Annotated in this window: 17 protein-coding genes; 12 read left to right on the top strand and 5 right to left on the bottom strand. The window is 69.4% G+C overall.

The annotated features are described in order from the left end of the window. Window positions 1-65: 65 nt before the first annotated feature. The 8 genes from WME73_RS46785 (at window position 66) to WME73_RS46750 (ending at window position 12,793) form a co-directional block, all read left to right on the top strand. Entirely contained in the window at window positions 66-1,511 is a 1,446-nt protein-coding gene (locus tag WME73_RS46785; protein ID WP_437913829.1) for a DUF1501 domain-containing protein, read from the top strand. An 11-nt stretch (window positions 1,512-1,522) separates the two neighbouring features. Then, window positions 1,523-4,882, top strand: coding sequence for a DUF7452 domain-containing protein (locus WME73_RS46780; RefSeq protein WP_437913828.1), 3,360 nt, complete (start codon window positions 1,523-1,525; stop codon window positions 4,880-4,882). A 275-nt stretch (window positions 4,883-5,157) separates the two neighbouring features. Then, window positions 5,158-7,548 (top strand): type VI secretion system Vgr family protein, encoded by a 2,391-nt coding sequence (locus tag WME73_RS46775; RefSeq protein ID WP_437913827.1) that lies wholly within the window; start codon window positions 5,158-5,160, stop codon window positions 7,546-7,548. Between the two features lie 3 nt (window positions 7,549-7,551). Continuing rightward, on the top strand, window positions 7,552-10,215 hold the full coding sequence (locus tag WME73_RS46770) for a DUF2169 domain-containing protein (RefSeq protein WP_437913826.1): 2,664 nt from the start codon (window positions 7,552-7,554) through the stop codon (window positions 10,213-10,215). Next, on the top strand, window positions 10,212-11,276 hold the full coding sequence (locus WME73_RS46765; RefSeq protein WP_437913825.1) for a pentapeptide repeat-containing protein: 1,065 nt from the start codon (window positions 10,212-10,214) through the stop codon (window positions 11,274-11,276). Before WME73_RS46770 ends, WME73_RS46765 begins: the two co-directional genes overlap by 4 nt. A gap of 79 nt (window positions 11,277-11,355) precedes the next feature. Further along, the gene (locus WME73_RS46760) at window positions 11,356-11,631 is read left to right on the top strand and encodes a hypothetical protein (RefSeq protein WP_437913824.1); all 276 of its coding nucleotides are present in this window, start codon (window positions 11,356-11,358) and stop codon (window positions 11,629-11,631) included. Between the two features lie 91 nt (window positions 11,632-11,722). Then, on the top strand, window positions 11,723-12,364 hold the full coding sequence (locus WME73_RS46755; protein ID WP_437913823.1) for a DUF3540 domain-containing protein: 642 nt from the start codon (window positions 11,723-11,725) through the stop codon (window positions 12,362-12,364). A 27-nt stretch (window positions 12,365-12,391) separates the two neighbouring features. Beyond that, entirely contained in the window at window positions 12,392-12,793 is a 402-nt protein-coding gene (locus WME73_RS46750) for a DUF4150 domain-containing protein (protein ID WP_437913822.1), read from the top strand. Window positions 12,794-12,857: 64 nt separating this feature from the next. Here the strand turns inward: WME73_RS46750 and WME73_RS46745 are convergent, their stop codons facing one another. The 3 genes from WME73_RS46745 to WME73_RS46735 form a co-directional block, all read right to left on the bottom strand. Continuing rightward, the gene (locus WME73_RS46745) at window positions 12,858-13,178 is read right to left on the bottom strand and encodes a hypothetical protein (RefSeq protein WP_437854715.1); all 321 of its coding nucleotides are present in this window, start codon (window positions 13,176-13,178) and stop codon (window positions 12,858-12,860) included. A gap of 259 nt (window positions 13,179-13,437) precedes the next feature. Continuing rightward, window positions 13,438-14,145: a hypothetical protein gene (locus WME73_RS46740; RefSeq protein ID WP_437913821.1), complete on the bottom strand. Its 708-nt coding sequence runs from the start codon at window positions 14,143-14,145 to the stop codon at window positions 13,438-13,440. 267 nt (window positions 14,146-14,412) lie between these two features. Then, window positions 14,413-16,902 carry a DUF2169 domain-containing protein gene (locus WME73_RS46735; RefSeq protein ID WP_437913820.1) on the bottom strand — a complete coding sequence of 830 codons (2,490 nt, stop codon included), beginning with the start codon at window positions 16,900-16,902 and terminating at the stop codon, window positions 14,413-14,415. A 167-nt stretch (window positions 16,903-17,069) separates the two neighbouring features. Between WME73_RS46735 and WME73_RS46730 the strand changes: the two genes are divergently transcribed. Together WME73_RS46730 and WME73_RS46725 are read left to right on the top strand one after the other, a co-directional pair. Further along, the gene (locus tag WME73_RS46730; RefSeq protein ID WP_437742750.1) at window positions 17,070-17,888 is read left to right on the top strand and encodes a metallophosphoesterase family protein; all 819 of its coding nucleotides are present in this window, start codon (window positions 17,070-17,072) and stop codon (window positions 17,886-17,888) included. Between the two features lie 205 nt (window positions 17,889-18,093). Next, window positions 18,094-18,555 carry a hypothetical protein gene (locus WME73_RS46725; RefSeq protein ID WP_437742749.1) on the top strand — a complete coding sequence of 154 codons (462 nt, stop codon included), beginning with the start codon at window positions 18,094-18,096 and terminating at the stop codon, window positions 18,553-18,555. A gap of 318 nt (window positions 18,556-18,873) precedes the next feature. Here WME73_RS46725 and WME73_RS46720 read toward each other — a convergent pair whose 3' ends face one another. Next, entirely contained in the window at window positions 18,874-19,620 is a 747-nt protein-coding gene (locus tag WME73_RS46720; protein WP_437913819.1) for a class I SAM-dependent methyltransferase, read from the bottom strand. 123 nt (window positions 19,621-19,743) lie between these two features. Beyond that, window positions 19,744-21,720, bottom strand: a complete 1,977-nt coding sequence (locus tag WME73_RS46715) for a transketolase (RefSeq protein WP_437913818.1) — start codon at window positions 21,718-21,720, stop codon at window positions 19,744-19,746. Between the two features lie 314 nt (window positions 21,721-22,034). Between WME73_RS46715 and WME73_RS46710 the strand changes: the two genes are divergently transcribed. Together WME73_RS46710 and WME73_RS46705 are read left to right on the top strand one after the other, a co-directional pair. After that, window positions 22,035-22,214 carry a hypothetical protein gene (locus tag WME73_RS46710; protein WP_437913817.1) on the top strand — a complete coding sequence of 60 codons (180 nt, stop codon included), beginning with the start codon at window positions 22,035-22,037 and terminating at the stop codon, window positions 22,212-22,214. 264 nt (window positions 22,215-22,478) lie between these two features. Then, complete coding sequence (locus tag WME73_RS46705; RefSeq protein WP_437913816.1) at window positions 22,479-23,609, top strand: beta-ketoacyl-ACP synthase III; 1,131 nt, start codon at window positions 22,479-22,481, stop codon at window positions 23,607-23,609. The last annotated feature ends 6 nt before the right edge of the window (window positions 23,610-23,615 follow it).

Genomic DNA, 23,615 nt, shown 5'->3' with positions numbered 1-23,615 from the left:
CGCGCCGGAAGCCGAACGCCGAGCTTCCATTCACGCGTCCTGTCGTGAACCAGGAGGAGCACCCAATGATCACTCGACGGAAGTTGTTGACGGGCGCCGGAGCGCTCGCCGCCGCGGCGGCATTGCCGCGTGAACCTGCCTGGGCCGATGGCCCTTCAGGAGAGGAGTGGGCCCCTTATCCTAACGTGGCCACGTGGGGCGGCCCGAAGAAGATCCTCGAAATCTTCCTCTACGGAGGGCTCTCTCCATGGGAAACGTTCCACGTCGAGCAGCGCGGCGAGGTGTATTCTGGTGGCCTGCTCGACGCGTTCAATGAGACGTCGATCTCCGGCTGCGGCGGCTCAGGGAACGGAACGAACTCCCAGACCAAGGGGGGGATGCTGTGGAGCCCCGCGACGTCCCCGCTCTGGAGTCGACCCGACCTCCTCGCCCGCACGCGCGTCGTCACGATGACGCACGAGTTCACCGCGCACCCCGTGGCGATCCCGTATGCCCTCACCGGGCGGCGCTTCGGCGATAGCCGCGCGGCCAGCCTCGGCGCGGCGATGAAGCGCCGCTACCCCGAACAGCACACCTCCTACGTCCTCATGCCCCCGAGCTCGCGCTTCTTCCCCGGGGATGCCTCCGCGTTCGACGCGTGGCTCGCGGTCGGCATGCACGGCTCCGCGACGCGGCCCGTGATCGTCCCCATGAGCGCCGCCGCGAGCGACATGGCAGCCTGGGCAGCGCGGAGCAACGTCGTTCCGGGGAGCGACGCGCTGAATCAAGTTTATGCCGGTCTCTACGAGGCCGGCCTCGACGGATCCCGGTCGCGCGGGTTCGACGCTTACGCGGCCGCGCTCGACAGCTTGCCCGGGAGCCCGGACCTCGAGCCGGTGTTCAACTCGAGCCTTCGCACCGAGGGCCCCACGGCGGTGCATTGCTCGACGAACTCCCCCAGCCCCGGAGGACCCCCCGGGGGATCGCCGCTCAACACCACGAAGGCGAGCCTCGACATGGCGGCGTGGCTCTTCAACACGAAGGACACGCGCTACGTGGGCATGGTCGACGTCGGGCTCGGCACCGACACCGGGGCGGCGTACGACGGGCACGGGCACACCGCCGGCGTGACGTTCGGCAACCTGTACAACCTCCTGAAGGAGCTGAGCCGGGTGACGAGCCTGACGACGCCGGCATCGGGGCGCATCAGCATCGACGACACGCTGATCATCCTCAACACGGAGTTCGGCCGCACCATCGGGCCGGACCTGCCCGCTGGCCGCAACCACTACGGTCGAGGCTACGTGGTCGTGCTGCTCGGCGGTCCGATCCAGCCCACGGTCTCGGGGGAGCCCAGGCGGATCGGCAGCTTCGATTGGATGACCGGGTCCCCCCTCGGCAGCTACACGGCCGCCAACCTCGCGTGCGTGGCCCTGACGGCCGCAGGCATCGATCCGCACGTCACTGACAACTTCGCGGTCGGCGAGCTGCCGCCGGGGCCTCCCTACGAGGCACCGTTTTTTCAGGCGTGAGAGGAGACACCATGAACCCGAAGACCATCTCATCGAGGCGGCGCCGAGCCGCCTGGCTGCTCGCCGGCAGCTTGCTCGCGGCGTGCAGCGGGTCCGACACGCTGGAGTCTCCGCTCGGCGTGGGTCAATCGGCGCTCGCGCCGGATCCCACTCCCCCTGGCGGGGAGGACGCCGGGGACGCGGCCTGGGTCGAGCAGGTCGTCCCGGCGCTCCTCGGGAGGCCCGTCCGCAGCTTCGGCGAGCTCAAGTTCCTCACGGTGATGACCGCGCGCGTCGGCCGCGCCCGCCTCGCCGAGGCGCTCATGAACGAGCCGGCCTTCGTCGACCGCTGGACGGGCGTGCTGCTCGATCGCCTGCGCGTGGACCGCGAGGGGGAGCACAGCCAGGCAGACTGCTTCTCCCAGCCGCTCTTGCCCACGGACGCCGCCAGGAAGACCGCGGCGAAGATCGTCCTCCATACGGACCGCGCCGGCGCCGACCCGGCGCTGTCCATCGCGGGCGAGCCCAACGCGCCGACCTCACCAGGCACGTACAACATGGCCGACGTCGTGCGCGGCTCCCTCCTCATCGACAACGTCTTCCCGGCGTACCGCGGGTTCGTCTTCGCGCTGATCCGTAGATCGGGCAACGCCGGCGAGGAGGCGGTGATCGGCCAGCGCCAGGTCGCGGAGCATTTCACGCAGGTCTATTCGAACAAATCCATGACCTGCCTGAACTGCCACCGGTCGGAATTTTCCTGTTCGCCGTCGAAGTTCACGCCAGGATACAGCTGGGCGGCAGGGCAGGAGCGCCGCGTCTTCTCCGCGCTCGATCCGTGGACGAGCCCGCCGATGGACGCCGACTGGATAGAGTCGTTTCGTTACACGAGCGGCTCGATCGCCCCGTTCGCGGGATGGAGCAAGGCGGCGTGCGGCGGTTTCGCGAGCGACACGTCGGCCGCCGCGACGAACGGGTCCGGCCTCCTGCTCCCCCCCGAGGACAACGCGACCGTGTGGTCGCTCGACGACCGGCTGAAGGAGGGCTACCTCGCGCTGCGCGAGTCGTACAAGACAGGCGCGCTCGACACGGGCTCGGGGTTCGCGAACGAGGGGCGCACGCTCGGCGCGTACTGGCTCGCGGCCGCCTTCGCCAACGACATCTGGAGGGAGATCTTCGGCGCGCCCCTCACCATCGCCAACTTCGTATCTCGCAACACCGACGAACAGAAGAGGCTCTGGAACCTCGCCGAGCACCACGTCGTCGGGCGGGACTGGTCTCTCAAGGGATTGCTCACGGAGATCGTCACGTCGCCGTATTTCAACCGCACGCCGGCCTCCGTGGAGAACATGCCCAAGGTCTTCGAGCCGTTCATCGACGCTCCGACCAGCGATTACGTGGGCGACGCCGTTCATCGCCGCTCCGCTGACCTGCTCTTCCGGATGAAGGCGTCGGCGCTCGGCTGGAACCTGCCGGTCACCCACTTCCCCGCGGCGACAACGTACCCGACCCGCTCCGACGCGGCCGCGATGGGGCTCCACCTCTCGCGCCTCAGCCTGGCCAGCCCGACCTCGTCGCAGTTCTCCATGCTCGGGTGGGAGGCCTCCGGCGGCCGCTGCGAACGGCCGCCGGCGCTCACCCGCGACTGGATCGACGCGCTCTCGGATCGCGCCAGGACAGGCGGCGTCACGGTGCGCGGCGCGGTCGAGGCGCTGCGCTTCCGGCTCCTCGGGCGAGGCCTCTCGACCGACGCCGCCGAGGCGACCGCGCTCGCGACGTTCCTGGGCAAGGCGCTGACCACGACGTTCACCACGGCGTACCCGACGGCGTCGGACGGCAACGAGGCCCTCAGGGATCTCTGCGAGGTGTTCGTCAAGACCCCGCAGTTCATGCTGGAGGGCGCCCCGCACGGCCTCGGCGCCGCGGCGACGGACTTCGATTCACCGCCTCAGCTCCAGGTGGGTGACATGGGGCCCGGCGGCGCGCTCGTGACGGACACGCCCAGCGACGCTTGCGAGAGCTGGCTCGACCAGGCAAACACGTTCGACGGCATCTCGGTGAACTGCGCGAACGAGTCGTTCCCTCCGGCCGTCGACTGGTCGGTCATCTGCCCGAAGGGCGGCTGCATTTACATCGACAAGATCCGGTTCCGACTGCCGTGGCCATGGCCGTGCCTCACGTGCGCGTTCCCAGGAGACTGGTACACGACACGTCCGCCGCCCATCGATCCGCGAACGACGCACGTCCGCTCGATACCCATGCAGCCGGCGCGGGGCGGGGTGTTCCTGGCCTGGGCCAAGGACGCGCAGATCGTGCAGGTGAGCGGGCAGGCGCGGATCGTCCGCGCGAGCTCGCAGATCGAGACGGCCATTGTCGGCAAGTCGCTCCAGGTCGGCGACAGCCTGGAGCTCTGGCCGGGAGACACGTTCCAGCTCGTCACCCCGAGCGGGGAGGTGTTCAAGAGCCCCACGGGCGGCATGCCGAACATCCCGAACCAGACCACGTGGCTCTTCATGGCCACGGGGCCCGAGGGGCTGCCCGACCCCGTGGAGATGACGCCCACCACCATCGATCTGCCCACGGCGATGAACGTCAGCAGGGCGATGCGCGACGCCGCCCGCAACGAAGAGCCGGGTTCGGTCTCGCTCATCCACGAGGTCACGTCGCCATCGGGCAACTCGAGCTTCATCGATCACCCGGAGCTCAACGGGAAGCCGAACCGCATCGTCCTCGTGTCGCCCCTCGAGGGCACGATCACCACCAACAACCATTTCGTAGGAGCCTGGTACAGCGCGTCCCAGCAGAAATGGGCCGTGTACAACGAGGACCTCGCCGTGATGCCGGCGGGCGCGCGGTTCGCCGTCCGCGCCATGTCGCCGAGCAACAGCGTGTTCGTGCACCAGGTCGCAGCCGGCAACGCCGGGGGCAACTTCACGTACATCAATCATCCGTCGCTGAACGGGCGCCCCCACGTCGCCCCTCAGGTGAGCCACATCTACAACCCGCAGGGGGCGCCGAGCGTCTACAACAACCATCCGGTGGGGGTCTATTACAACGTGGGTATCCAGCGGTGGGCCATCTACAACGAGGACCTCGCCGCGCTGCCGATGGGGGCATCGTTCGCGGTGAAGCTGGGCGGATACCACACCGTGGTATCGAGCGCGGCGACGCGCAGCGGCAGCGCCCTCGTCATCGACGATCCGAATACGAACGGCGTGCCCGACGCGCGCCTGTTCTTCACGCATGTCAACCGAGCGCCGGACGGGGTGATCAAGTACCATACGAAATGGAGCGTCCTGCGCTACAACACGACGCTCGCGAAGTGGACGATCGTCAACCTCGACGGCACCACCGTCGCGGACGACCTGGCCTTCAACGTGCACCGCGGTTACTGAGGGCCGCCTTCGCGGCGGGGCGGGCTTTCGGGCCCGCCCCGCGCGGCGCCTGCCAGGCAACGAAACTGTCCACGAGCTCAGACTCGGGTTCCCCGTCCATCGGCGTCGGCTCCTCGCTCGGCCAGGGTACCACCACGCGACGGTGTCGTGCGGTGACATCCACGACCTTGCACGTCGGGCGCGCTTCTGTGTAGGGTTCGCGGTCGCGACATCGTCCGCGCGCGGCCGCTGCGTTCAAGGGGGCCTCGGGTGGACCACAACCTGGTGGGGAGCTCATGAGCGTGGACGTTTTTGCCATGCACTGCGCAGCGCTGCCGGCCGCCCGGGCCGTCGGCTTCAAGGGCACCGAGGCGCTGTGCCGACCGTTCGAGTTCGACGTCCTGTTCACGGTGCCAGCGGGCACCGACGTCCGCGCCGCGATCAACGCCCCGGCGACGCTCACGCTCCAGCGCGGCGCCGACGCGCCGCCGATGTGCTGGCACGGCGTGTTCGTGCGCCTCCGGCTGCTGCGCGAGTCGGCCGACCGCGCGCTCTACCATGGGTCGCTCGTGCCCAGGCTGTGGCTCCAGCGCCACTCGGTGCGCAGCTTCGTCCATACGAAGAGCAGGATCGACGCCTTCCTGACGAAGACGCTCACGCATGGCGGCCTCACGACGAGCGACTTCCGGTTCAGCGTCGACACGGACCGCTATCCGGAAGAGGAGTTCGTCTGTCAATACCGGGAGAGCCACCTTGACTTCACCCATCGATGGCTCGAGCGCGAGGGGCTCTACTACCACTTCGAGCACCCGGTCGACGACGGCGGCGCCGAGGTCATGGTCATCGTCGACAGCAAGGATCAGCACGAGCCGCTGAGCGGCAACGGCCGGGTTCGTTACCACCCGACCTCGAGCCACGACGTGTCGGCGGGCGAGTGCTTCCGGGAGGTGCACGTCGATCTCAGCGCGCTGCCGGCCGCGGTGCGGATCAACGATTACAACTACGCGAACCCGGCCGCCTCGGTGTCGGGAGAGCACGCCGTGTCCAAGAGCGGCCACGGTGAGGTGCGCGAGTACGGCTACCGCGTCTTCACGCAGGACGAGGCGACGCGGCTGGCCCAGGTCAAGGCGGAGTCGATGGCGTGCCGTGAGCTCACCCTGCATGCGACCGGCAACGCGACAGGGCTGCGGGCCGGCTACGTCTTCGAGCTGGAGGACGGGCCTTCGGACATGCCGACCCGCTACCTGGCCGTCGAGGTGCGGCACGCGGCCGCGATCACGGGCGGCTCGTTCGACATCACGCGCTTCACGGGGATGGCTGTGGACGAGACGTACCGCGTCGAGGTGGTGGCGATCCCGGCCGACGTGCAGTTCAGGGCGGCCCAGGCGACGCCGTGGCCGCGCATCTTCGGCTTCGAGAACGGCGTCGTCGACGGCTCGAGCGACAGCCAGTATGCCCAAATCGACGACCAGGGGCGGTACCTCGTCCGCTTCAACTTTGACGCGAGCGAGCTCCCCGACGGCTCCACGTCGACCTACCTGCGCATGATGCAGCCGCACGGGGGCAGCGTCGAGGGCTGGCACTTCCCGCTGCGCAAGGGGACCGAAGTCATGGTGTCGTTCCAGGGCGGGGATCCGGACCGGCCGGTCATCGCGGGCGTGGTGCCGAACGCGCACCGGCCTAGCACGGTGACGAGCCGCAACCTGACGCAGAACGTGCTGCGCACCGGTGGCAAGAACCACATGGTCGTCGAGGATCTCGAGGGCAAGCAGCACATCGACCTGTATACCCCGGTGGGCGGCACGAACCTCCACATGGGCGGGCCTACCCAGCAGGGCTTCGTCGTGCCTCCGCTGACGCCGAGCGCAAACTCCGCAATCCAGAACGTGGACTGCATGTTCTACGTCTACACGGACGGCAACGCCGGGTTCAACGTGTGCGGCAACTGGTGGCAGACCGTGGGCTGCAAGTACAACGTCGACGTCGGCGATGACGCGACCCTCCATTACGTCGGCACTCACACGCTCAACGTGGACGGCGATTCCAACGAGTTCTACAACGACCATCAGAACGTCACGGTGCATTCGGGGCGCGTCGACAAGGTCACGTCGGGCGGCATGACGCAGGACATCCATGGAGGGCTCACCCAGACGATCGAGCCCGGCGGCAAGCAGGTGGTGACGGGGAGCTGGGTGCACAAGGTCAGCGCGCAGAACCACGACGACTACGGCGAATGGAAGACGGACGTGGACAAGACGTGGACCGCGACGATCAATGGCAACGTCAGCATCGAGAGCAGGGCGGGAACAATCCTCCTCAATAGCCCTACCGAGATCACGCTCGACGCCCCGAACGTAAAAAACAAGGCCACCGGCCAGTGGTTCAAGGCCACGGGCTTATCCGTGGAGCTCTACGGGACCAAGAACTCGGCGGGGATCCACAAGTTCGACGGAGCGGGGATCGCGACGAGCGTCAACGGGCAAAAGATGGAGGCGACCCTCAACTCCAGGGCGACAACGGGCATAAAATTCGAGAAGGTGGGACAGGCCATGTCCATCGCGACCCTAAAGGTCGATCTCACGCACTGGAAGTATTCGAAGGAGGTAGAGAAGCTAGAGGTCGGCGAAATCGCCTTCTTCAACGGCGCCTTCGAGTCCAGGACGAAGGCATTCCTCAAACTCGGCTAGCCCATGAAGGTCGTCAAGCCCGCCAAGATCCCCGTTTTGACGCGCGTCGTCGAGATCGGCCGCCGCCCCTTCTTCCACGCGGCGGGCATCATCGCCTTTCCGCTCAGCGCTCCCCGGGCGCTCCACGACGAGCTCACGTTCTGGCGAACCACGGCCACCGCGCTCGGCGAGCGGGGCGTCTTCGACGAAGGCTTCGCGAGGGCCCGCGGCGAGCTCCTCGTCGCCGGCAGCTTCTTCGCCCCTGGAGGCGCGCCTCTGCCAGCGTCCTACGTGCGCGCACGCGTCGGCGCGCTCGACAAACGCCTGGCAGTCATCGGCGACCGCTTCTGGCGCGACGACGTGCCGACCCCGCCACAGCCGATCGCAACGCTACCCATCGACTGGGCGCTCGCGTTCGGGGGCCCCGGGATCGACAGCAATCCCCACGGCAAAGGCGCAGCTCCGATCACCATGAACGGACACACCGTCCACCCCCTTCCGAACATCGAGCGCTATGGGGCCATGATGCGCGCGCCCTCGGAACGCCCCGAGCCGGCAGGCTTCCTGCCGATGGACATCACCTTCGCGCAGCGCCGCAAGCGCGCCGGGACGTACGACAAGCGGTGGCACGAGGAGCACTTCCCCGGATTGCCCCCGGACGCGGAGCCGACCTTCTTCAACGCCGCGCCAGAGGACCAGTGGCTGGACGGCTTCTTCCGCGGTGATGAGGAGTTCCTCGTCGAGAACATGCATCCGGACAGCCCGCGCATCGAGGGGCGGCTTCCCGGGCTGGTCACGCGCTGCTTCGTCACCCATCGCACCCCGGAGGGGGAGCGCTTCGTCGAGATCCCGCTGCGCTGCGACCTGGTCTGGCTGTTCCCCTCGGCGGGGCTCGGTGCCATCGCCTTCCACGGAGCGATGCGGATCGCCGAGGACGACGCGGCCGACATCGTGCATCTCGTGTGCGCGTGCGAGGAGCCCGCGGCCCCGCGGCCGATCGAGCACTACCAGCAGGCGCTCCGGCGCCGGCTCGACAAGGACCAGCCAGCGGCCGATCTCTCGGACGCCGATCTCATGCCGCCGCGCGGGTCGGGCGTCGCGCCCGACTTCGGTGGATCCGACATGGGCCGGTGGGTCAAGAGCGAACACCTCACCAAGAAGAACGTCCGCCGCGGGCAGGAGCGCATGCTCGCCGCGGCGCGCGCGCGCCTTGAGTCCGAGGGGCTCGACCCGGACAAGCACGGCGCAGCGGCGCTCCCGCCAGAGCCGGAGATCCCGTCCGCCGACGATCCCGAGGCCCTCGCGACGCGCGTGCAGGAGCAGCTCGCGCGCATGGACGATGAAGCCCGACAGATCGAGGCCCTGGAGGCCGAGGGCAAGGAACAGGCGCGCAAGCTCTATGCGGAGATGGGCAAGGACCTAGACGAGGTCATGGCGGAGGCGGCCAGGGCGAGCGCCGGCCCGCCCACGTTTCGCGCGGCGGATCATCTCGCTCGGCTGGGTGCGATGGCGGCGGAGGCGCGCGCCGAGGGCATCGTGCTGGAGGAGCTGGAGCAACGGATCGCGGACCCGCGCACCCTCGCCGAGTTCGAGCAGCAAGAGGAAGGGATGCGCGAGATGTACCGGCGCTTTGCACATCACCAGCCTGCGGCCGCGGCGCTGGATCCAGACGCCATGGCGCGAGCGCGCATCGTCGTCGAGCTCGCGCGCGACACCGGAGAGTCGCTCGCGCGCCGCGATTTCACTGGGGTGAATCTCTCCGGGATGCGCCTGTCCGGCGTCGATTTCTCGTGGGCGTTCCTAGAGTCCGCCGATCTGTCCGGCTGCGATCTGTCGGGCGCGAACCTCGAGGGCGCGGTGCTCGCCCGAGCGAACCTGCGCTCCGCGGACCTGCGCGGAGCCCGGCTCCGGGGCGCGAACCTCGGCGGCGCCACGCTGCACGACGCGGCGCTCGATCGCGCCGACCTCGAAGGCGCCGTGCTGAACGGCGCGGACCTCGCCGGCGCCCGCCTCCCCTCCGCGAATCTCACCGGCGCCGACCTGATGGAAGCCAAGCTCGGCGGGATCGATCTCTCGGACGCTGTGCTCGCGCAGTGCACCCTGCTCAAGGCGGATCTGCGCGGGACGCGCTTCGCCGGCGCGGACCTCTCGGATGCGACCTTCGTGACGTGCACCCTCGACGGGGCCGACCTCTCGCGCGCGACGCTCCAGAAAGCCACGTTCGCGGGGTGCACCGGGACCTCCGTATCGTTCCGGAGCGCCCAGTTCCGGCAGGGCATCGTCGTGCATGGCTCGTCGTTCCCCGGCGCCGACTTCCGCGACGCCGACATGGAGAAGGCGAACCTACGCGGCACGGCGCTGCCCGGCGCGCGCTTCGACGGCGCGAACCTCGCCGGCGCCGACCTCTCCGAGTGCGACGCGGAGCGGGCGAGCTTCGAGAGCGCCGTGCTCAAGGGGGGGCTGCTCATTCGCACGAGCCTGGTGGATGCGTCGCTGGAGGGCGCGAACCTCATGGACGCGCTCGCCTCCAAGGCGCGGCTCGCGGGGGCCCGGTTCACCGGGGCCAACTTGTTCCGCGCCGACCTCTCCCGTGTCGTCGGCGACGGGCGAACCAGCTTCGCCGGTGCGAACGTGACGCACGTGCGCTTCCTGCCGAAAGCCGATGTCCCGCCGCGAGGTGACGCGTGAACCGGGACGAGCTCATCGATCGGGTCCGGCACGGCGAGCCGGTGCGCAGCGAGAACCTGTCGCACCTCGAGCTCGACGGCGTGGATCTCTCGGGCGCGGTGTTCGAGGATGTCCGCTTCCCGAGGTCTCTACGCGCCGCGCTCCTCAAGGAATCGATCTTCGTTGGCTGCGACCTCAGCGGGTGCGAGCTGAGCTCCGCCGATCTGCACCTCGCGAGCTTTCACCGGTCGAGGCTCGCAGGCGCGCGTTGCAACGAGGGCAAGCACATCGCGGCAAGCTTCGTGGAGTGCGACGCCGAGGGCGCCTCGCTCGTTGGGGTCGAGGCGCCCATCGTGACCTGGGTGAGGAGCTCGCTCCGGGGCGCGTCATTCGCGGGCGCGAACCTCGACCGCGCGAACCTCATCGAGATCGACGCCGACCGGACGAGCTTCGCTGGCGCCAACCTCGAGAAGGCGACCCTGTACCGGGCCGATCTGCGAACGGCTGACCTCGCTGGCGCGAACCTCACGCTGACCACGCTCGTCGAGGCCAAACTCGGGCCCAAGCGCTTCACCGACACGAAGCTTTTTCGCACGCAGTTCATGAAGAGCGATCTCGCGGGGGCGAGCTTCGCGGACGCCGACTGCGCGCAGTGCAACTTCATGGGCGCCGACCTGCGCAGGGCGACGCTCACGGGTGCCCGGGCGCCGCAGTCCTATTTCGGCGAGGCCCGGCTCGACGGGGCGAAGCTCACGAACGGCGATTTCCGGCAGGCGATCTTCGAGAAGGCGGAGCTGCTCCAGGCCGACCTGTCGGGTGCGGCGCTGGAGGAGGCTTACTTCGGCCACGCGCGCGCCCTCGGGACGCGCTTCTCGGGCGCGAGGCTGAGAGAGGCCGATTTCTCTCATGCCGACGTGACGGGCGCCGATTTCGACGGCGCCGGCCTGTACCGGACGAAGTTCCACCTGGCCAAACGCGAAGGCGCCGTCTTGCGCGGGGCGCTCCTCGCAGGCTGGTTGGGGGACGACGAGGAGCTGGCCAGGGCAGAGGCCTGGCAGCCCAGGCCCGGCGCGGCACCGTGAGCGTGGACAAGCGCCAATCCAGCCGCTTCGCGCTGCACGGCGCGCTCGACAAATAACGCACTACTCCATCGAGGCCATCATGAAAGCATCAGGGATCTGCCCCAAATGTCAATGCAACGTCCTGTGGTATATAGCCGACGTTGCGAAGAACACGGAAACTGGCACGGCTCAGCAGCAGCCCACGTTCCAGCTTGCGGTCATCGGGCTTGGCGAGGAGGGTTGCGCCGGGAAGACCGAGGCCTACGCCTGCCAGCAGTGCGGTTACATCGAGCTCTATCTCAAGGAGCGGCTGACGGTGGACGGCAAGCACGTGCACGAGCGGCGACCGTCCCCAGGAACGCCTTACCGCGGCTGACGTCTTCCGAAGGTAGACTGCAAGGGAAGCCGCAGAGACGTCCTGTCGAGAGCGGGACAGGGACAGGGCACGAGGAGAGAGGGTTATCACCGTGACAGCCGTGAAGAAGTTTGCCAGATGGGAAACCGACCTCGAAGCGGGCCGCGTCGAGCAGGTCAGCGAAGCCGTCGTGGTGCACCTCGCCTCGGGGCGCTATGAGGCGCGGCGCGCCAAGAGCTGCCTCGTCGCGCCCGAGGCCGGCGACAAGGTGCTCTGCGCCATCGAGCCAGAGGGGGTCTATGTGCTGGCCGTGCTCGAGGGCCGCGAGGGCGCGCCGACAAAGCTCACGGCCGACGGCGATCTGGAGGTGCAGGCGCGGGGCGGGCAGGTCGCGATCTGCGCGTCGCAGCGCGTGGACATCGTGAGCGGCGGCGGCGTGGCGGTGACGGGCGCCGAGCTGCACGTGCGCGCCGCGAAGGGCTCGGTGGCCATCGAGCAGCTCGGCTTCTTCGGCCGGCTCGTGCAGGCCGAGGTGGCCAAGGTCGCCCTGGTGGCCCAGGAGGTCGACTCGCGGCTCACGCGGCTGACGCAGCGTGTGAAGCGGGTGTTCCGCTTCGTGGAGGAGCTGGATCAGACGCGCGCCGGGGCGGTCGACCTGCGCGCCGAGAGCATGATCGGCATTCGCGGCGAGAACGCGGTGATCTCCGCGCGCGTGCTCGCCAAGATCGACGGCGAGCAGATTCACATCGGTTGATCCGACCGAAAGAACAGGAGGCTTTCGATGTTGGCAAAGAGCTCTGCTGGCGGCCTGTGCATGGCGTTCCCGGACGTGTGCCTCACGCCGGCCCCCCCGTCGCCGTCGCCCGTTCCCATTCCCTACCCGAACATCGGCGTCGAGCCGACCAACACGGGGTTCGTGCCTCATGTGCTGCTCACGTGCGCGCCAGCACACAACATGTCGTCGCAGCCCCCGCTGACGAACGGCGACAACGCCGGGGTCGCCATGGGCGTCGCCTCCGGAACGGTGATGGGGCCGGCGCGCACCGTGACGGCCGCGTTCACCGTGGTCGTCGGGGGGATGCCCCTCGCGCGGCTCACCAGCATGACGCTCCAGAACAGCACCAACGCGCCCGGCGCCAAGCTCGTGCCCAGCGCGACCAACGTGCTCGTCCTGGCGCCGTGAGCGTGTTGCACCAGGGGTGGCGACGGCGCGCGTCACGCCGTCACCCAGCCCCACCCTGCGTCAGTCACCGGTACGGCGTGCCGGCCGCCGCATCGATGTAGTGAACCCTGGCGCCCGGTTGTGACATGAGCTGGGCGAGTGCCTGGTTCGCGTCGCGCGCATACCACTCGGTGAAGCCGCAGATCGCGCAGATCCAGGTCTCGAAGAAGCCCGCATTGACGAGCGCGGTCGCCGTGCCCACAGACTCCGTGTTGCCAGTCAGGATGTACTGGGACGTCACGTGCAGCGGGTTCGTATGCGCGTACTGGCAGTCTTTCTGCTCCACTTTCTGCACGACCCAGAGCTTCCTGGACTGACACTTCGGACACTGACGAGAGTTCTTCATGGCGATAGGTCTCCTTGGCCCGGCAGAGCCTACCACCTCGGCTCGCCGCTTCTCCAAGCGATCGACCGAGACACAACGCCCCCACGGCCGTCTCGACGGCACGGTCCCGGTGCCCACAGAGGGACCCCGCCAAGGCGGCACACCGCGCGCGCCTGCCTGGCGCCCCGTTATTGCCCGCGCGTCGATGCCCGAGATCACCGCGCGATACGCGGCTCCGGTTCCCCTCGGCCGAGCGTCTGTCCCGCAGCACCCGCCACGCTCATCGATACGGTGAGTCCCCTGGCCTCCGCGTACCGCCAAGGCCGAGCTTGCGCTCGAGCGCATCGATCTCGGCCTCCCACGCGGAGCGCTTGCGCTCGAGCTCGCGCGTGCGCAGGGCGGCAGCGACGAAGGGCCCAGCGAGAAGCAAGACGAGGAGCACGAGACCGACGTCCACCGGCACGCTCGCCCAGCGGGTGAGGCGGTAGGGCGCGAGATCCTGGTCCTCGCGATGGGACACGTCGCTCCACGTGAGGCGGTCGATGTCGACAGCGCGGTTGTGACAGAGCTCTACCGACACGTCCGCCTCGGCCCAGGTGCCCGACTCGTGCCATGTGAAGACTCGCCCCGGGCCGCGGCACCCCTGGCATACGCTCGGACAGAAGACGCTCGCAGCCATGATCGAGCGGCCGATCATGGGCTCCACGCACGCGGGGAACATGCACCCGCCGATCAGCGCGGCGAGAAGGGCGAACAGGACAAGCACGACGCGACTCGCGTACCACATCGTGGGAACTGTGCCGAGGCTCGCGTCGTGCCTGTCGCGGAGGCGCGCGAGGCGTGATTCATCGGCGATCCGCTCCTCGCCCGCCGCCTTCTCGGCCTGGGCGCGGGCCGCCTCGCGCACGGCTTCCTCCTCGCGCCGCTTCTCCATCGCGACGACCTCGCGCGCCTTGTCTTCGATCATCTTCGCGAGAACGTCGGGCACGCCGTCCCCGTCGGCGTCGACCGGCGCACCGCAGGCGGGACATCGGGGCTTGGAGAGGTCGAGGGCGGCTTGACAGCGAAGGCATCTCATGGGCGCGGGCTTTCATCCAGAGCTTACCACAACGCACCTCGTGCATATCGCGGCAGCGCCGGGTATCCGATCGTCGGAACCCACGCCCTGGATCAAACGGCGGATCGCCGGTCCGGCTCTCGACCGCGACGCCGGCGGCTCTCACAGCGCCGTGATCGCAGCCTGGCCCTCGATCGCTCACGAGCCTTCGGGATCTTCCGGGCTCACCGGCGCCGTCTCGTCGATCTCCTTCATGTTGGCGCCCGCGATCTTCGCCCGCCTCCGCGAGGCCCCATGCAGATTGGCACGCTCCAGGTTGGCGCCGCGGAGATCGGTCAGGTCGAGCTTCGCGTGCGCCAGCACCGCGGCGACGAGGCGGGTCTTGCAGAACGAGGCCGCGCCGAGGTCGGCGCGGTCGAACCGCGCCGACATGAAATCGGCGCGATCGGCCTTCGCGTCACGCAGGTTGGCGCCTGCGAACGACGCGCCCACGAAGCGCGCATCCTCCAGGTCGGCGCCTGCCAGGTTCGCCGCGGAGAGGGTCGCGCCGTCGCCTCGGGCACGCGCGAGCCGCGCTCGCTCCAGGTTCGCTCCGCGCAGCGAAGCGCCGTGAAGGTCTGCCTCCTCGAGCGAAGCCTCGACGAGCTCCGCGCGGTCGGCGCGCGCGTTCGTGAGATCGGCGCGAGACAGATCCGCGCCGCGGAGGTCGGCCTCGTCGAGCGTCGCCTCGACCAGGCTGGCCCCTGCGAGGCGAGCACCACGGAGCCTCGCGCCGCGGAGCGCGCACCGCGCGAGCGAGCGCCCGCTGAAGTCGAGCCCCGACAGGTCACCGCCCGACAGGTCGTCTCCATCGAAATCGCCGCCTTCGGCGAGCCTCGCCTCGGCCCGCTTTCGCGCCTCCAGCCCGGCGAGCGGCTCGATCGTCACAGGCGGCGATACGGCTGCCGGCGACACCACCTCGGGCGGCCGACTCACCCTCGCCGGCACCGCCACCTCGGCCAGCGCCGGCGGCGCCACCTCGAACTGCGGACTCACCTTTTCCGGCGGTGCCACCTCCACCGCCGGATAGACCGCCTCCTGTCTCGATGGCTCTCGCGCCACGAGCGTCGACCCGGATGACTCCGCCCGAGGAGCCGCCACGGGATGCGGCTCCAGCGGCGGCGCCGATTCCACGACACCGCTCTCAGGATCTCCCCAGTCGACCAGCGTGCGCCCGGCCTGCGAGCCCCCGGCGCCAGCGGGGCTGACGAGCCGAGGCGCGGCCATCGGGCTCCACGGCGCGCCCGGGATGGGGTCCTCCCCGCGCGACGCGCTCGTCCCCGGCGCTGCCACCGGGAACTGCGCCCGCTCTGCGCCGACCTCCGCGAGCCTGTCCTCGGGGATCGGCATCCTCTGGCCCAGCGGTCCCGTGATGCCTCCGCTCACGGCGAGATCGGCAGGAGCCTGCGGCGCGGCAGGCGCATCGCGGAAGGGGAGCACTGGCCTTTCCCTCTTCTCGAGGGGGCCTGTCTCCACAAGCCCGGCGGGCGCCACGATCGGCCTCGGAAGCGACACCGCCGGCGCCGAGCTCCGGTGCGTCGCCGCAGGGCCCCCGGGGAGCGACGCGCCGTGCTCCGGCCACGGAATGGTCCCTTTGAGCGTCTCGACGCCCGCGAACAGGCGGATGCCCTGGAGCGCCTCCTCGCTCTCCGCCGCGAAGTTGCCCCGCCACACCAGCGAGGCGATCTGTCGATCACCGTCGATGACGAGCGTGTCGGCCGCCAGCGGGATCTCCTGCGATCCGCCCGCCCGCGCGGCGTCGATGCGGTAGCGGCGCACACGAGCGCGCGCCGCGGGGAGGCGCGTCCAGACGAAACGCCTCTCCGCGCTCAGGTTCTCCAGGAGGATGCACTCATCGCCTTGCAGAAAGGGGATCTGCTGATCGAACGGCGCCGGGTTGAAGGCGCGAAAGTCGAAGTCCTCCGGGATGTGGAGCACCTCCGCGCGCCCCGCGGCGGCGGGGTCCGCGCCGGGCGGGCCGAGCTGCGCCGAACGCCGCGTGGCGCCTGGCTCGAAGCCGTTGAACAGCCGCTTCCGCAAGGCCCAGTGAGGCGCGATCGGCCCGAAGCACGCGGGCCGGTGGGGGCTCGCAGGATTGACCAGGTTCGGGCGCGCTCGCCTTGCGCCCATCGCTGGATCCAGCGCGTCGGCGCGCGCGCCCTCGCCGGCCTCGGAGACGCCGACCGGGTTCCACGGATGGCTGGGTCCGCCCGCCGCGCGCTCGTACACGAGCGGCATCCTCTGGAACGGCGTGGGCGCGATGCTGCCGGGCGTGGCGTCCCCGAAGACGTGGATCGTCTTGTCGAGCAGCGGCCGATCACGGAAGAGCGCGAGCCTCGCCGAGAGGCCGATCACCGGCCCGGTGGCGTCCGGCGCATGCGCGTGCCCGGTGAGCACGACGCCGGCGCCGGGGAGGTACGGCGCGGTGTCGCTCGCGGAGCGCAGGCTCCGCGAGGGGTCGTCGTCGTGAAAGCGGTCCTCGCGCTCGACGGGCTCGGGCGCCACGAGATCCGCGTCGCCGTCCGCGCCGAGGGCGAACGTCGCCTTCACGAGGATCGTGACGCGCAGCACGCCGCCGATGCGCCACAGGACCGCGCCGCACGACACGGGATTCAAGGCGACGATGTCCACCGGCCAGAGCGCGCGCACGCGCCGATCCTACCCGCTCGTGGTCCGGCGCGTGCAGGGAGCGTGCGGGGAGACCAGGGAAACTTCGCGGCTGTGACGCGCGTCTCCATCGCCCCCAGCCGTCGCGCCGCCGCGCCGTCGCGCCGCCTCGCACGGCAGGACGCGAGGGGCTGGAGGCGCCGGCGGACATGGTCTATCGTCACGAGTCCGCCGATCGGACGCCGCGAGGCGCCGAGAGCCGCTCCAACGTCTCGATGGCCGCTGAAGGGGGTCTTGCCATGCGGATCGCGCTGATATCCGACATCCACGGCAATGAAGTGGCGCTCAGGGCCGTGCTGGCCAGCATCCGGGCGACGGGCGTCGATCAGGTGATCTGCCTCGGCGACGTCGCGACGCTGGGGCCGCGGCCCTCGGCCATCCTGGACATGCTGCACGAGCTCGGGTGCCCGTGCATCCTCGGGAACCACGACGAGTTCATGCTGGATCCGGAGCTGATCCGCACCTACACCGAGGCCCCCATCGTCGTCGACGCGGTGGACTGGTGCCGTGATCGGCTGTCGAGAGACGAGCTCGCCTTCCTGCGCACGTTCCAGGCGCACCTTGAGATCCCGCTCGACGCTCACTCGACGCTCCTCGTGTTCCACGGCTCGCCCCGGTCTCACATGGAGGAACTCCTCGCGAACACCCCGCCGGAGGAGCTCGATCGCCGCCTCGCGGGCCACGCTGCGACGGTGATGGCCGGGGGGCACACGCACCTCCAGATGCTCCGCCAGCACCGCGGGACGCTCCTCGTGAACCCGGGGAGCGTCGGGATGCCGTTCAAGGAGTACGCGAACGGCGGGCCGCCGACGCTGCTGCACCACGCCGAGTACGCGACCGTGGAGGCGCAGGGCGGCGCGGTCAACGTCAGCCTGCACAGGGTGCCGGTCGACAGGGACGCGCTCCGCGCGGCGGTGAAGGCCTGCGACAACCCCATGCGCGGCGCGCTGCTGCAACAATACGCCTGAGCGAGCCCGGCCGGCTCCGCCGGCCGCGGCGCGCGCGGAGACCAGGGAGCGCGAGCGCCTCGAGGCCGCCCGCGACGCCGCGACGCCGCGCGCTGCGCCGAAGAATCCCGCGGCGTCGGCGAGGCCGAGGGGCCCGATCCGCGTGCGGCGAGGCGCGGCGATCTGGTAGCCTCGAGGGCGTGCGCCGGAGAGCGATGGAGCCCCGATGACGAAATACGAGCAGATCAAGCTGTCCTATGAGGCCTCCAAGGCGGCGATCGGCCAGGTCGCCGAGGAGCTCTTGCAATGGATAACCGAGCTCCGTGACCACATGGCCTGGCCGAGGGACAAGTGGGCGCTCAACCGGATCGCCGGAGACGCCCACGCCAACGGGCTCTTGCAGCGGTTCGTCGTCGAGAATCAGCCCGGCGTCGGCGAGGTCTTGAAGTGCCAGCTGTCCCTCACCGTCGAGGAAGAGCTGCCGTTCACCGTCGACTTCTTCGCGGTGGGCAGGACCGACAGGGGCCTCCTCGTCGTCCTCATCGGCGGAGAGCAGATCACCGTCAGCAAGACCTCCCCCGAGGCCTTCCTCGAGAAGGCCGTGGAGCACATCCGGCAGCAGGCGAGGCGCGTGGCGAAGACGCGCCGCGTAGGAGCCATCGCCGGCACGCCCCACCGCCCTGCCTAGGCGCAGCGCTCGCCTGGCTGCCCAGGCGCAGCGCTCGTCTGGCGCCCGGGCGAGCGCCACCGTGCCACCGCTCGCGGGAGATGGCGCCCCTGCGCTTCACCAACGAAATCCGCCACACCAAAAACGAAAGCCTCACCCGTACAACGCCTACGTAAATTCACGGACCCTCGTCAGGAGATCCCTGGCCTAGCTCCTGCATAGCCCTGACCCCGGAGCGCCTGAGGGACGGTTTCCCCCCCCACACCGTCGGACGGGCGCTCTTTTTTTCTTTTGTGCGACGCCTCCGCGTCGGCACCCGCGCTTCGCCCGTGCTGCGCGTCACGCCAGCTCGGCGACCAGCACGCGATGGCCGAGGTCCAACGACTCCAGGCGCCGCAGGTCCCCGTACTTGCGATCCCACTCCCCCGACGCGAGATCCGCCCTCAAGCGCGCGAGCCCTTTCGCCAGCTCGCCCTCCTCCGCGAGCGCAAAGTTCGAGATGTTCCGCCGGATCTCGGCGTCCAGGTACATCTCCGGCCGCGCCCAGTACGCGGCGAACAGACCGTCGGCGCAATCGCGAGGCAGCTGAAAAGGGAGCGACTCCACGGACGAGAGCTCTCCTCTGATCGCGTCGATGATAGCGGAGTTCTTTCGTGACGGGTCGAGCGAGGGAAGGTAGTCCTCGGTCAGCCAGAAAGGCTCACCGCTCGGCGGGTCGCGCATGAAAATGACGATTCGCTTGCGCGCGACCCTGCGGAGCTCGCGCAGGCCTGCTCGGAGGTCGGTCCAGTGATGTAGTGTGTTGACGGCCAGGGCGGCGTCGAAGCTCTGATCGGGGAGGGGCAGGCCCTCGGCCCTGGCCTGGAGGGCTGGCGCCGCGCCGGGCCGCCGCTGCGCGATCATGGTCGCCGAGGGCTCGATCGCGAGCACCTCTCGATCGGTCGGCTCGTACGCGCCGGCGCCCGCGCCCACGTTGATCACCGAGCGCGCATCACCAAGGGCGCCTCTGATCAGCGCCTCGATGCGGGGCTCCGTCCTCCTCGTGGCGGAGTAGCCTGTACCGATGCGATCGTAGAGAGCGCTCATGTCGGTCCTGTCGCTGGCGTTGTATCACGATCCGCCGACGACCGATCCGCGGCGCGCTTGCGCTCGCCTCGCGCGAGGCCAGGGCTATCGCGCGCGGGCGCTGGTACGAGGACTTCTCGCAGACTACCGATGAGGAGGTCCGAGCCCTCCTGGATCGACCCCGTGGCCCACGCCCGCGGCGCGTGCTGCGTCGGAGAGGAGGCGCTTCGCCGCGCCAGCGATGGAGGAAGCATCAAGCCCCGCCGCGCGCAGGAGCTCGGCCGGGGTGCCCGAGCCGGGCATCTCCCTCACGGCGAGGTGGACGACGCGCGCGACGACGGGCTCTTCGCCAGCCAGGGCCTCGAGCACGGCGTCACCCAGGCCGCCCTCGGCCCAGTGATCCTCCACGACGACGGCGTTTCCAGAGGTGGCCTGCACCGCCGCGCGGATGCCGGCGGCGTCGATCGGCTTGATGCCATACGCGTCGAGGACTCGAGCGGAGAGCCCGCTCGCCTCGAGCTCTGCGTGGGCCTTCAACGCCTCGTGGACGGTGATGCCCGCAGCGATGATCGTCACGCGATCGTGGGGTGTCTCGCGCAGCACCTTGCTCCCGCCGATGGGGAACGCTTCGGTCGCATCGTACAGGATGGGCGTCTTCTCGCGCGTCGTTCGGAGGTAGACGATCCCCTTCTGATCGGCCATGGCGGCGACCAACCGAGCGGTCTGATTGGCGCAGCACGGATAGAGCACGGTGCTCCCGTGGACGGCGCGCATCATGGCCAGATCCTCGAGCCCCATCTGCGACGGGCCGTCCTCGCCGATGGATACACCCGCGTGCGAGCCGCACACGCGGATATTGGCCCTCGACACCGCGGCCATCCGGAGAAAATCGTGGGCGCGCGTGAGGAAAGCCGCGAACGTCGACGCGAAGGGCGACCAGCGCCGGACGCTCAGCCCGACGGCGGCGGCCACCATCTGCTGTTCGCTGATGAACATCTCGAAATAGCGATCTGGATGAGCCTTCGCGAACTCCTCGGCAAAGGTCGAGTTGTTGACCTCGGCGTCCACGGCGACGATATCCGCGCGCGCAGCGCCGAGCGCCTCGAGCGCGTCGCCGTAGGCCCTCCGCGTCGCGACGGCCGCGGAGCGCTCGTAGATGGGGAGCCTCAGCGGCCCGGCGGCGGGCCGCGGAGCAGGCTCACCCGGCGCAGGCGCCTCTGGCTCGATGACGATGTCGCGCATGCCCCCCAGCTCTTCGATCGCCTTCACGCACTGCGCCTTGTCGAGCGCCTTTCCATGCCAGCCGTCCTTGTCCTCGACGAGGGACACGCCCTTTCCCTTCACCGTGCGCGCGACGATCAGCGCGGGAGCGTCCGAGGCGCGGAGGGCTTCGGCATAGGCGCCGGAGATGGCGGCTGGATCGTGGCCGTCGATCTCCAGGGCACGCCAGCCGAACGCGCGGGCGCGCGCCGCATAGGCCGCGGAGTCCCAGCCGAGGGGCGTCTGGCCGCGTTGCCCGAGGCGGTTCATGTCGAGGATGGCAATGAGGTTGCCGAGCTTCGTGTGGCGCGCGTGGTCGAACGCCTCCCAGATGGATCCCTCGGACATCTCGCTGTCGCCGAGCAACACCCAGACACGGTAGGGAGCCTTCTCGAGGTACTTCCCGGAGAGAGCGATCCCGACGGCGATGGGCAGCCCCTGACCCAGGGAGCCGGTCGCCACGTCGACCCAGGGGAGCGTCGGCACCGGGTGCCCCTGCAGCGGGCTCCCGAAGCGCCGGTACGACAGGAGCTCCGCGTCGGAGATGACGCCCGCCGCCTTGAGCATCGCATAGAGCAGCGGGGAGGCGTGGCCCTTCGAGAAGATCACGTGATCGTTGTTCGGGTTCTCCGGATGGCTCAGGTCCCAGCGGAGGTAGTCGCGGAGGAGCACCGCCATGAGATCGGCCGCCGACAGGCTGGAGGTCGGGTGTCCGGAGCCGGCCATCGTCGAGCAGCGGAGGCTATCGACGCGAAGCTGCTGAGCGAGCTCACGCTGACCGTGAGCCTGCTCGGCGCTGCTTCGGCGTTGCCCCTCGGTCCGGTCGCGCCCGCCGCGCGGTTCGTGCCCACGCGTAGGCACCCCGTGGGGCGCCTGGGTCGACCGCTCGCCAGACGGCGCGGGCGAGCGATCCTTCTCGGCCTTCGGCGCTTGCTCTCGATCATCCTGCGCGGGCAGTCCCCTGGGGCGGCTCGGCGCAACGTCTTTCAGGGGGCTGCGTACATGCTTTGGCCGTCTCTTCTCGGCCGGCTTGGGGGCTTCTTGCGCCATGGCTTCACCTGACGCCGCCGTCTTGATGCAAGCAGGGCGCCACCGCGCAAGAAGCTCGTGTCTGGCCACGACGACGGCAGCCAAGTCGGCCCGCATGGATGGCGCCGACCGGCCGTAGGATGCGGATGAACCTGGGCGGCGGCGCCGAGCTCTGCAGCTCATCGACAGGCATGCCGTGCTCGATCTGCGCGGATGCCCTCGAGCTCGGCGCGGTTCGCCTCTTCGACGGCCCGGAGCACGATCGCGCAGGTTCCGACCAAGACGGGTGCGAGCGAGAGCGGGAAAACGCGACCGGCATGATCTGATGAATCCATGGCGACCCCCTCCCATCTTGAGGATGGCAGGGACGCTGGATACGCCCGCGACGAAATCGCCTCATCGCGCCCGGGCGCTGCGAGGTGCCGCCGCCGGGATCGTGGACACGCGAAAGCCGGGCCAGCATCCGGCGGGCGAAGCCGGCGGCCGGCGAGACGGGACATGGTTACGCCTCGGCGCGACGAGGGCGACTGAGGTAGTGTTGATGGCCGCCGTGACGAGCTCCAAGCCCATGTCTGCCACGGAGAAGGATCATGGATCGTTCCGTCTACATCACCAGCACTGGCGCTTTCTTGCCTGGCAAGCCGGTCCTCAACGAGGAGATGGAGCAGTACATCGGCGAGATCAACGACAGGCGCTCCAGGCTCGGGCGCTTCGTCCTCCGGCAGAACGGCATCAAGACACGTCATTATGCGTTGACGCCGGACGGCGTGCACCTTCACAGCAGCGCAGACATGGCGGCTCGTGCGATCCGGGACGCGCTTTCGCGCAGCGAGATCGCCGCGGAGAGGCTCTCCTTCCTGGCGGCGGCCACCACCCAGGGCGACCTCCTTGTCCCCGGTTTTGCCAGCGCGGTCCACGGCGAGCTCGGCCTGCGGCCCATGGAGATCGCGAGCTTTCAAAGCGTCTGTGCCAGCAGCATGATGGCGTTCAAGTCCGTTTACCTCCAGCTGAAGGCGGGCGAGCACGACTGCGGCGTGGCCTGCGCCGCCGAGTTCTCCAGTCGCTTCTTCCGACCTGGCTTCTACGCCGGTCGGGAGCAGGAAGGCGAAGACTCCTCCGCCTTGATGGAGACCGAGTTCCTCCGCTGGACCCTCTCCGACGGGGCCGGCGCCTGGCTCCTGGAGACCAGGCCGAACGAGGGGCGCCGCTCCCTGAGGGTGGAATGGATCGATCTCTGCTCCTACGCCGACCGCTTCGACCCCTGCATGTACGCGGGCACCTCCAGGAACCGGGCGGGTGAGAGGAAGCCCTGGAGTCACTACGAAAGCCCTGCGCTCGCGGCGCAGCAGGGCGCCGTCGTCCTCAAGCAGGACTTCGATCTGCTTTACCGCATGTTCCCCGTGTGGGCGAAGCACTACCTTGAGCTCGTGGATCGGCGACGTCTGAGGCCCGGAGCCATCGACCACTTCCTCGCGCACTACTCGTCCCACTCTCTCCGCGGAGAGATGGTCAAGCTGCTCGCGAAGACCGGGGCGATGGTGCCCGAGGCTCGCTGGTTCACGAACCTCTATTCCCAGGGGAACACGGGGGCCGCATCCATTCTCCTCATGCTGCACCAGCTGATCGAGGAGCGGGATCTGCAGCCGGGCCAGCAGGTCCTCGGCTTCATCCCGGAGAGCGGCCGCTGCGTCATCGCCTTCATGCTGCTCACGGTCGTCTGACCCGCC

It is taken from the genome of Sorangium sp. So ce302 (genome assembly GCF_051530145.1).
Lineage (GTDB): Bacteria > Myxococcota_A > Polyangia > Polyangiales > Polyangiaceae > Sorangium > Sorangium cellulosum_B.
Note: the sequence above shows the minus strand (reverse complement) of the source record. Positions and strands in the feature narration are given on the sequence as shown.